Raw genomic sequence first — 10880 nt, 5'->3', positions numbered from 1 at the left:
CAAATTCCGTGTTACTGGGCACCGGTGCCTACCGGGAGGGGATCAGTATCGAAGGTAAAAGCCTCTCCCATGTGATAATTTTCCGCCTACCCTTTCCTGTACCCGATCCGGTCATTGACTATAAGGCGTCGATTGCGACTGATCCCCTGATGGAGGTCAGCGTGCCGGAGATGATCATCCACCTCAAGCAGGGTATCGGCCGCCTGATCCGAAATGAAACGGATACTGGCATCATCTCCATCATCGACCGGCGTCTCCGAGATGACCCACCGGAACGGTACCACGATATCGTCTGGGATGCCCTGCCGATCCACAACAGGACTGTGGACCTTCAGGTCGTCCGGGAGTTCTATGATGGAGTTTGTAAAGTAATATAGAACACCAGATGTTGCACTATAATAATTAAACCCCACTAAGGCAAACTTCTTTCAGCATAGATAGACATTAGATAAAAGGCCCCCTGTGTAGAAAGGTAGACTACACAGGGGGTTATTTTTTATTATTTCAAATGTGATTTGCTACTTCAAACGCGTCCCAGATGGCATACATGATGTTGGACACTTTCTTGGAATCGCCCAGACAGTACAACTCAGGGATATCAAACTCCAGAGATTGATACAAATCATTATTTTCCTTATAGCCGACGGCAAGAACTACGCTGTCGCAAGACAGATTAATCGTATCGCCTCTACTCTGAAGTATTAGCTTTCCATTTTGATAAGAGGAAACCTTTGCGTTTACGATGGTCTCAATCCCATGGAAGGGAATGAGACGCTCCAACATTTCGCTGTTGGCGTGGCAGAGTGGGCCGTTGAGCGCAAGCAACTTATCCAGCGCCTCTACGATTTTCACGGTTTTGCCGTTCTGCGCGAGCCAGAGAGCTGTCTCGCAGCCAACTAGCCCGCCACCGACCACGACCACAGTCTGGCCTGGGTCCTTTTTTCCTGTCAGCACATCTGCGGCGGAATATACCCTGGAATCATCTCCCAAAGAGAACATTTTGGGCTGGGAGCCGGTGGCACAGATTACTGCATCGTAATGTCCTTTGATAACCATTTCAGTTGTTACAAGGGCATTACAATGAACCGGAACCTCTAACAATTCTAACTGACGAGTAAACCAGTCGGCCAATGCAATATCGTCTTTCTTAAAGCCTGGCGCACCACCGGGAATCAGATTTCCGCCCAGGTAGGACTTCGCCTCAAAAACTTCCGGCTTATGTCCGCGAATAGCCAGCACCCTAGCAGCTTCGCAACCAGCCACGCCGCCGCCAATCACCATGACTTTTTTGGGCTTCAGGATTGGCGTATAGGCCGTATAGCGCTCGCGGCAGGCTTGGGGATTAACGGCACAATTCAGGGCGGAATACTCCTGAATGCGTCCCATACAGCCCTCCTGGCAGGAGATACAGGGACGAATCTCATCCATGCGACCGCTGCGCAGTTTGTTGCAGTAGTCGGGATCTGCCAGAAGGGGCCGCCCTAAGCTGACCATGTCGCAGGTACCGTTTATAATCGCCTGGGAGGCCATATCCGGGTCATCCATGCGGCCGGCGCAGATGATGGGAACGGAGACGGTCTCTTTCATCAACTTGCAGTAGGGGCGGTACAAGCCCTTTTCCTGATACATGGGGGGATGGCTCCACCACCATGCATCATAGCTGCCCACATCGGTATCAAGGGCGTCATAACCGTAGGAGACCAACAATTTGGCGGCCTCTACACCCTCCTCCAGGTCACGGCCCTTTTCTACAAACTCCTCACCGGGCAAGGCTCCGACCCGTAGCTCCTTGATAAAGCTCTTAGGGCTGTAGCGCAGCGTGACCGGGAAATCCTGACCGCAGCGGGACTTGATCTCCTCCACGATCTCCCGGGCAAACCGCAGACGGTTTTCTAGGCTGCCACCGTATTCATCTGTCCGCTGATTGAACAGGGCGATGGCGAACTGGTCAATCAAGTAACCCTCGTGGACAGCGTGGATCTGCACGCCGTCAAAGCCGGCACGTTTGGCGTTATAGGCGCCGTCTCCGAAGCGCTTCACAATGGAGTGAATCTCATCAACGGTCAGTGCGCGGCAGGTCTTGTCCAGCCAACGGTGCTGGATGGGGGAGGGGGCGACAGGCGGGAACTCCCCCAGGTTAGTAGGGATAGTGACCCGGCCGAAGCCGCCGGACATCTGAAGAAAGATCTTGGATCCGTAGGCGTGGATGCGCTCCGTCATCTCCCGGGCGGTGCGAATGAAATGGACGGGGTTGTGTGTGGAACAGGGACAGTTGGGCATTCCGTGTTCCTCGACCTCATTGTCCACAAAGGTGACACCGGTAATGATCAGTCCAGTCCCACCTTTCGCGCGCTCTGTATAGTAGTCAATCCCTCGCTGGTTAAAGCCACCTTCCGCGTCTGCCAGACCCAGGGGGCCCATGGGCGCCATAGCAAAGCGGTTTTTAATCAGGCAGGAGCCGATTTGAATCGGCTGGAATAATACCTTATGTTGCTCGTTCATAGTGGATGTCTCCCCTTTTTCTTTTGGTGGCCCCATTATAAACGATAAAGCAGCTTTTGCTGCAAGACAGGATTCTATACAAAATTACGCTATTGAATCGGCACCCACAGATCCACATATACCTTCATGGTATCTGGAGCGGTCTCGACCAGAATAATGTTGGCAACCATGGGCCCAGCGATATGAAACCCCCTGCTTTCCGCGTAGAGCAATGGTACGCTAAACACTTCGTTCGGGTCGGCAGGAAAGTCCTGCTTGGCAATCCTGATCGTGTGGAGGGAGGGAAGGCCCCCAATCCTCTGTACGGTATCGTTGCACGGCAGCTGGCGCTGGTTGGCCTTCTCTGCCCGGATCAGATACCCGAGTTGGGAGGTACGGGAGGGGTATTGGCTGATTGCCGACAGGTGAACGAGGGGCATGGCATCGACCCAGGGCCTGATAATCCCGCGTTGGTGCCGGTTGGCTGACAGCCAACCGGTCTCCGAATCGCTGAGGAAAAGCCATTCTGGCGACCGTTCGAATTCATATCGATTCAATAGCCGGTCAATTGATTCAATGTCATCCAAGTATTCGTCAATGGAACATACCAAGTCGGCATAATACTGTGCCTTTCGCTGCGCCTCCTGGGATGCCGCTTTGATGCGGGAATAGATCAGATGCCGGTCATTTTCAGCGCCGCTGAACTGTCTGCTGATCTCCTTCAGCGGGATTTTCATATTTTTGTATTTATTGTAGGAGAGCAGGCGAAAAATGTCCTGCAGGTCATAGAGGCGGTACCCCGCCGGATCCTTATGGGGGTGAATGATATCTTTTGACTCCAAAAAGCGGATCGCACTTGTTGTAATTCCCAAGATATCCGAGAGGTCCCCAATGGAATATAACATAGAGTTGGCCCCCTAAAGCTGCTTTAGCCTGCCGCGGCACAAAAATACCCTTAAATACAGCCGGCACAAATTTTCAGTTCTTGTTCGATATGGGTTTGGATATGCTGAAATTCCTCTTGTATGATAGCGGGAAAATCAGAAACGGCCTGGTCGAGCTTTGTGACATCGCGGCTGTAGCAGAGATACAGATTGCGATAGTAGGGGATCCCGTTGATGGAGGCGTTGAAAAGGTACAAATCGTCCAATATGTGATTCTGGATGGACACATAATAGTACAGCAAGAGCTCGGACAACAGAATGACCCCCATATTTTTTCGGCACATGTTCAGCATCATGTTGAGGGGGACATGGTTGTAGATTATGCAGTTCTCTCGCTTCAGGCCGCCCGCATTGTGCAAAAAATATGCATGTGTGCTGGGAATACGGCTGTCCTCTTGCAGCAAAAACGTCAGATCTCCAAAGTCGGATGGAGAGACACCTTCGAGGGACTTGTTCAGCAACCCTGTGTTATCTTGGAAGTATTCGTGGTATTTCTGCTTTGACACCGCAAAGAGGTTGCGGTCACGGAAGAGGAGACGCTGAATGATATCCTCGCTTTCCACAGGGATCTGTTCCCCAACGTAAAAATGGATGGAGTGATTCAGTAATTCGCTCTGGATATGAGTATCGCCCAGCTCGTCTGTCCGGCTGTCATCGCAGAAGATCTGAGTTCCGGGATACTGCTCCGCGTAGAGCTTCAGAATCGTGGGGAGAAATACAGTCGCCTTTGTCAAGTTGCACTTCATCTGGATGGCAGTGGGGTTTTGGAGTTTCATCTGCGCTAGTTTCCTGTTGATGTCTTTTTCAATGCTGAAGATTTGCTCCGCTTTTATTGCAATCAGCTGACCCGCCTCCGTCAGTTGGAGGTCAGGCCTGCGTGCAAAAAGCTTGACTGAGTAGTGCTCTTCTAGTTTTCCGATGTGTTTTGAGATGGACTGCGGCGACACAAACAACCTCTCTGCGGTTTTGCTGAAATTCAGATCCCTTGCGGCTTCAATGAAGTAGTACAGGTTATGAAATGTCACGAACACACCTCCCCCTACAAAGTGACTTCAGTCTACTCAGAATCCGTTGAGATGTCAATGGGAATAATCGGTTTCTGAGTAAAGATACTTTCTTTTCAGAAGACAGTTTCAACCTTTTGGTTGCGGATGTAGAGTAAAGAGGTGTTTTACATTTTAAACAAAGATTGCTACAATCCCCTTGAAAAGTCGGATGACTTCTACAACAACGTTTTTGGTCTACAGAAGGGGGGAACAAACCAGACCAAAGAGAATATCTGCAAGCCCTGGAATCTGAGATTATGGGCGGAAGGCCCGAAAACAACGTAGAAAAGAGAAGGTGCATCCATGTTAACCGTTATTCTTTACTTCGCAATGATTATCGGATCCGTGTTGATTGCCAAAAAGCTCGGCAATCATGTGGGCTTTTTCTGTCTGGCAGTGGCCTTTGTGGTCGGCCGGCTGGTCTATGGCCTGTCAAATAACGATTTGATTGGCTACTGGCCCACTTCCATGATGTGGATTATGATTTTTGCCACTGCGTACATCGGATTTCTCAACAAGTCAGGTGCCATGCGTGGCATTGCAGTCCGGGTCATGCGGCTGTCTGGCGGGCGGACTTGGCTGGTCCCGTTTTTACTGTACTTAATGGCCTATGTACTGAATGCACTAAACTGCGGTAAGTATGGTGGCCCCGTTATTACCTCATCTATCGCGTTCTCTGTCGCAGCCAACATGGGGATCAACCCGGTTCTGTGCGTGGTGGCCATCTATACAGGACTCCAGGCCGGCTGCAGATGGCCCTGGGTGGGCGACTCTGCAGCCGAGATTGGCCAGGCAGAGGAGTTTGTCGGTCTGGGAACCGGTGTCGATGCCGTGTACCGTATCAACGCTTTCATGTTTATTGAGGGTCTTGTCCTCTTTGCAATCCTCTATCTGATCACCAAACCTTGGCGAGCATCCAAGAAGGGCGATGTGCTGCTGGAGCGGCCGGAGCCTTTTACGAATGAGCAGAAGAAGTCTCTATGGTTCCTGCTGGCCACTATCGTTTTGATGATGGTGCCGCCAATCATTCAGAACTTCCTGCCCAATCCGATCACTCTCTGGATCACGACCTATATAGATGTACGCATGATTTTCACTGTGGGTATTGTGATCTGCTCCCTCTTCAAGCTGGCCGACCCCATTGAGGTAATCAAAAACGATGTTCCATGGAGCCTGATTCTTACCATCTGCGGTGCCTGTACGCTATGTGGGCTTGCCTCTGCTATGGGCGTTCAGGAGACCTTGATTGACGGTCTGTCCAAGATCCCCAGCTGGCTGGTCTGTCCCAGCATCATGCTAATTGGTGGCCTACTGACCATTTTTGTGGACGGTACCGCATTCAAGTTTGCGTTGTTCCCCCTGGTCGACAGTCTGGCCGCTCTAGCAAATGTTACACCGCTGGCCATGTTTACTTGTATTGTTGTGTCCGTCTCTATGAGCGCAATCAGCCCGCTGTCTACCGGCGGAGCCCTGCATCTGACTGGCTGTACGGATGATACCGTCCGAAAGGAGATTACCACCAAGATGCTGGCCGTAGCGCTTTTGGCCGCAGTCCTTGGCACCGTGCTCGCCCTGCTGGGGATTTTCAATCTGTTTTAAACAAGAAACCTTACCATAGCGGGCGCTGCCTGCGTGATTTGAAATTTATTGCAAAGAAGGGTAATTATGAGTTTGAATGAACAAAAAAGCCGTACCATGACGCCTCGCGTGAAGGCTATTTATGACCGCGTGCGCAAGCCGGAAGTGGTGTTCAGTGTGGAAAAGGCATCGCTGTTTACCAAGGCCTATCAGGAGCACGAGGGCGAAGCGGACCCCATCCGCATGGCCAATGCTCAGGCCTATATGATGGAGCACATTCCCATCTACCTACTGGATGGCGATCTGATTGCCGGCGCGCCGGCCTCTAAGCCCATGGCGGTGGAAGCGGACTTCTGGACCAAGGGAACTTGGCAGAAGGAGGGCATCGAATCGCTGCGTGGCGAGGAGTATGCCATCTCCGATGAAGACGCCAGCAAGATGTATGAGCTGACCGAATATTGGCACAAGATTATCCCGGAATATAAGCTGTATGAACTCTATGACGATGAGATGTGGGCCTGGAAGAGAAGCGGCTATCTGCTTCCGGTTAACAACACCCTGGAAGAGGCTGCCGGCATGGGCTACGCCTGTAACGGCATGGCTATCCTGCCTGAGGCGGACACCTATCAAATCGACTATGGGTATGTGATTGGCAAGGGACTTCAGGCTATCATCGACGAAGCCAAGGAGGAACTTGGAAAGTACACCGCACTAAGCATCCGCACCGACGAGGATGTGGACAGAATCAATCTGCTGAAGTCCTTTATCATCATCAACGAGGCGGTCATTCGCTGGGCAAACCGCTATGCGGATCTGTGTGACCAGCTGGCTGGCGAGGCCAAGGACGAAAAGCGCAAGGCTGAGCTGCGGGAAATGGCGGAAAACTGCCGCGTAGTCCCTCAGTATCCTGCCAAGACTTTTAAGCAGGCGATGCAGTTCCAGTGGTTTATCTTCCTGATGATCAGTTGCCAGACCACCACTCCGCTGGGCCGTATGGACCAGTATCTGTATCCCTACTACAAGGCAGATATCCAGGCCGGTATCATCGATGACGAGACCGTTCTGGAGTATCTGGAGCTGTACCGCACCAAATTCATGCAGATGAAGAACACTTCCGGCGGTCAGAGCCGTCTGAAGTGGTCCGGCCAGGCCCGTTGGAATAGTGCAACATTGGGCGGCGTCGATCGGGATGGAAATGATGTGACCAATGAGCTGAGCTATTTGTTCTTAGAGGCAGCATATCGCTGTCCTACACCTCATCACACTCTGCATGTCCGTGTCAGTGATAAAACACCAGAGGCCCTGATGATGAAGAGCCTTGAATTGGTTAAAACCGGTATCGGTATGCCCTCCTTTATTAGCGATGAGTGCTATATCGGAAACTTAGTGAAAAAGGGAGTTCCGTTGGAGGTAGCCCGGGACTACTATATCATCGGCTGCGTTGATGTCACTGTTCCAGAAGGCTGGGGAATGGTATTCTCTATGATGGTTAACGCCCTGGCGTTTGATACTTTTATGCATGACGGCTACAGTCCTATGCTCAAGCAGCAGATTGGCCCTCATACCGGCGACGTGCGCGGAATGAAGACTTATGAAGAGTTCCGGGAAAAAATGATTGAGCACATGACTTACTTCATGGAGTATTTTGCACAAGACTACCGGCTGCGCTATTTAACCGCTCACAAACATATGCAGGATCCATTCCCCATCTCTCTGTTCTCTGACGGCGTCAAGATCGGGAAAATCGGGAAAGACCGTCAGCTTCCGTATGGAATCGGTCCCACTATGAATATCGGGATTGGTACTATTAACGTCGGTGATTCCGTAGCAGTGATCAAAAAGCTGGTATTTGATGACAAGGTCCTGACAATGGATGAACTGCTGAACGCTTTGGACGCAAACTGGGAAGGGGAGCGGAATCAAGCGATTCGGAACATGTGCCTTGCCGTTCCAAAATACGGAAATGACAACGAGGAAACAGACGCTGTTGTCAGTGATATCTATAGCCGCTTGGCGGATGCAGGGTGCCAGATTGACAGCTACCGTGTTGGCCCGGATGGGAAAATTGCAAAATTCTGTGTTGCAGGCATCTCCATCACCTCCCATGATCCCGGCGGACGTCTGTGCGGAGCAACGCCGGATGGCCGCTATGCCGGAAAATATCTGGCTGACGGGGCCGCTTCCCCCATCCAGGGCATGGATACACACGGTCCAACCGCCATGCTGAACAGTGCGCTGAAAATTCCTCAGAAAAAGCTTCAGTCCCTGCTTCTGAACATGAAGCTCCATCCTTCTGCACTGCAGAACGAGGAGGATATGAGCAAACTCAGCATGATGATTCGCACCTATCTCTCTGAGGGCGGGAAACAAATCCAATTTAACGTTGTGGACCAGGAACTTCTGAAAGAAGCTCAGAAACACCCCGAGGAGCATAAAGATCTGATTGTCCGGGTGGCCGGCTACAGTGCCTATTTTGTAACACTGGCGCCCAATGTTCAGGACGAGCTAATTGCGCGAACAACTCACATGGTTCTATAAAAAAGCTGTTCAGCCTGTGGTGCGTCTGATAAGGGATTCACCACAGGCTGAACACCAACAAGCGAGTGAGGTAAGAAAAGATGGGTGCTATGCAGGGCACGGTATTCAACATTCAAAAATTTTCTATTCATGACGGTCCAGGGATTCGCACCACTGTTTTTGTAAAGGGATGTCCTCTGCGCTGTATCTGGTGCCATAATCCAGAATCAAACCGTGTACAGGCGGAAGTCATGTATTATAAGAATCTTTGTATTGCATGCGGCCGCTGTGTACCGGCCTGTCCGCAGAAGCTGCTTAGTTTGGAGGGACAGACTCTGCAGGTCAGACATGACGGTTGTATTGCATGTGGCAACTGCATCTCAGCGTGTCCCAAACAAGCAAGAGAACTAATGGGACATCTGCAAACAGCAGATGAAGTGTTTAAGGAAGTTGCAAGAGATCATTTATTTTACAAACATTCCGGGGGTGGGGTTACCATCAGTGGAGGAGAACCACTGAGTCAGCCGGAATTCGTTTCCGCTATTTTAAAGTGCTGTTCAGATAGGAACATCCATACATGCATTGAAACCTGCGGATTTGCAGACAGAAAAGCTATTGATCAGGTAATGCCTTATACTAATATTGTACTTTACGATATCAAACACTTAAATGATTCGCAACACAAAGCCCTTACCGGGGTATCGAATAAATTGATTCTGGACAATCTCAGGTATATTGCGCTAGATTTAAAAAAAGAAATATGGTTAAGGATGCCTCTGATAAGTGGAGTAAATGATGATGCGGATTTGATTCGTCAAACTGCTGAATTTATTCTACCTTTAAAGCAATATATTTCAAATGTTTATCTTTTACCCTACCATACCCTCGGAATTTCAAAATTAGAAGCGTTGGGACGTTCAACAGAACCATGTATTGGATACCAGCCGCCAAAATTGGAGCACCTGGAAATTCTGTCTGACGTTTGGAAATCATATGGGTTTACAGTGCATATCAGTGGTCACTGAAGCCTGGGGCTCAAAATTCTAAGAATAAATTCAGGCACCATGGCGAGGAATCCCATATATAGAGAGGCCGCATCACCAAGCACAGAGCGAATGGACCAGAGCCATGGTAATAGTATATTGAGATTTCATCAATAAGGAAGAGGAATTTTAGAATGGAAATAGTAAAACTGAGGGACGTTGAAATCGGTATTGGTAGCCCAAAAATTATTGTCCCTATTGTAGGGAGAAGCCGAGAGGAGATACTGGCCAGAGCCCAGGAACTGACAAATATCCCACTGCATGTGGTGGAATGGCGGGTAGACTTTTATCAGGATGTAAACGATCTGCCGTCTGTGCTCTCCACACTACGGGCACTGAGGGAGGCTTTGGGGAACATTCCGATCCTCTTCACATTCCGTACCAGAAAGGAGGGCGGCGAGCGGGAACTTCCACCGGATCGTTATACCCAGCTCAACCTGGCGGCAGCCCTATCTGGAGACGTGGATGCTGTTGATGTGGAGATTTTCTCCGGGGACAGCGTGGTGCGGGAGAATATCGACGGGATCCATCAGGCGGGCAGGATCGTGGTAGGTTCCAATCACGATTTTCAAAGAACACCCAGCCAGGCGGACCTGATCTTTCGCCTGAGGAAAATGCAGGATATGGGGGCCGACATCCCTAAAATCGCTGTGATGCCCCGGAGTGCAGGGGATGTGCTGACGTTGCTGTCGGCCACAGAGGAGATGACGCGCTGTTATGCGGATCGCCCTATTATTACCATGTCCATGTCTTCCCAGGGGGTAGTCAGCCGCCTGTGTGGCGAAGTGTTCGGCTCCTCCATGACCTTTGGGGCGGTGGGACAGGTGTCTGCGCCGGGACAGATCCCAGTGGATCAGCTCCGCCAAGTCCTTGAAATCCTCCATAATTCTCTTTAATTCCGATTCCGTTTTGAATGCTCCTGCCTAAGCTGACGTTTCTTTGTTTAGCTCAGGCAGGAGCATTTTATGGCAGAGCCTTTCGGGGCCGTTCTGCCGTAAGCGTCAAATAATAGCGTGGATTGAATAAGGGTTCAAAGTGTGCCACACTGTCTATGGAAGTCACCGTGACTTGCGGTAAGCTCCGGTGACTTCTCGGTATAAAGGGTAATACTTACCGAAAAGTCAAATATGGAAGATGTCTATGCAGCGCTTCAAGGCCGTGACATTCCTTAGAAGATCCTGATTCAACAAAGTGGTGCCTCCCAAGAAAAAGTTCTGAGAGAGTTCAGAGAGGACACAAATTCCGTGTTACTGGGCACCGGTGCCTACCGG

Annotated in this window: 8 protein-coding genes; 5 read left to right on the top strand and 3 right to left on the bottom strand. The window is 50.5% G+C overall.

All coding sequences use genetic code 11. The features are described 5' to 3' along the window. A partial coding sequence (locus tag BN1969_RS00075) for a helicase C-terminal domain-containing protein (protein WP_272867216.1) occupies positions 1–377 on the top strand: 377 nt, incomplete at its 5' end. A 127-nt stretch (positions 378–504) separates the two neighbouring features. Here the strand turns inward: BN1969_RS00075 and BN1969_RS00070 are convergent. From BN1969_RS00070 to BN1969_RS00060, 3 genes are all read right to left on the bottom strand, one after another. Next, a complete protein-coding gene (locus BN1969_RS00070) occupies positions 505–2502 on the bottom strand; it encodes an oxidoreductase (protein ID WP_050622431.1) in 1998 nt (665 codons plus the stop codon). 89 nt (positions 2503–2591) lie between these two features. Continuing rightward, a complete protein-coding gene (locus BN1969_RS00065; protein ID WP_050622430.1) occupies positions 2592–3386 on the bottom strand; it encodes a MerR family transcriptional regulator in 795 nt (264 codons plus the stop codon). A 50-nt stretch (positions 3387–3436) separates the two neighbouring features. Beyond that, positions 3437–4450, bottom strand: coding sequence for a LysR family transcriptional regulator (locus BN1969_RS00060; RefSeq protein WP_050622429.1), 1014 nt, complete (start codon positions 4448–4450; stop codon positions 3437–3439). Between the two features lie 324 nt (positions 4451–4774). Between BN1969_RS00060 and BN1969_RS00055 the strand changes: the two genes are divergently transcribed. From BN1969_RS00055 to aroD, 4 genes are all read left to right on the top strand, one after another. Next, positions 4775–6070, top strand: coding sequence for an SLC13 family permease (locus tag BN1969_RS00055; protein WP_050622428.1), 1296 nt, complete (start codon positions 4775–4777; stop codon positions 6068–6070). Between the two features lie 66 nt (positions 6071–6136). Continuing rightward, a complete protein-coding gene (locus BN1969_RS00050) occupies positions 6137–8587 on the top strand; it encodes a pyruvate formate lyase family protein (RefSeq protein WP_050622427.1) in 2451 nt (816 codons plus the stop codon). A gap of 80 nt (positions 8588–8667) precedes the next feature. Next, positions 8668–9591, top strand: a complete 924-nt coding sequence (locus BN1969_RS16865; protein WP_082203421.1) for a glycyl-radical enzyme activating protein — start codon at positions 8668–8670, stop codon at positions 9589–9591. Positions 9592–9743: 152 nt separating this feature from the next. Next, the gene (aroD, locus tag BN1969_RS00045; protein WP_050622426.1) at positions 9744–10505 is read left to right on the top strand and encodes a type I 3-dehydroquinate dehydratase; all 762 of its coding nucleotides are present in this window, start codon (positions 9744–9746) and stop codon (positions 10503–10505) included. Positions 10506–10880: the final 375 nt, after the last annotated feature.

Origin of the sequence: Clostridium phoceensis (assembly GCF_001244495.1) — a bacterium.
In the GTDB taxonomy this organism is placed as follows: Bacteria; Bacillota; Clostridia; order Oscillospirales; family Oscillospiraceae; genus Lawsonibacter; species Lawsonibacter asaccharolyticus.
This window is presented reverse-complemented; position numbering and strand designations above follow the sequence as displayed.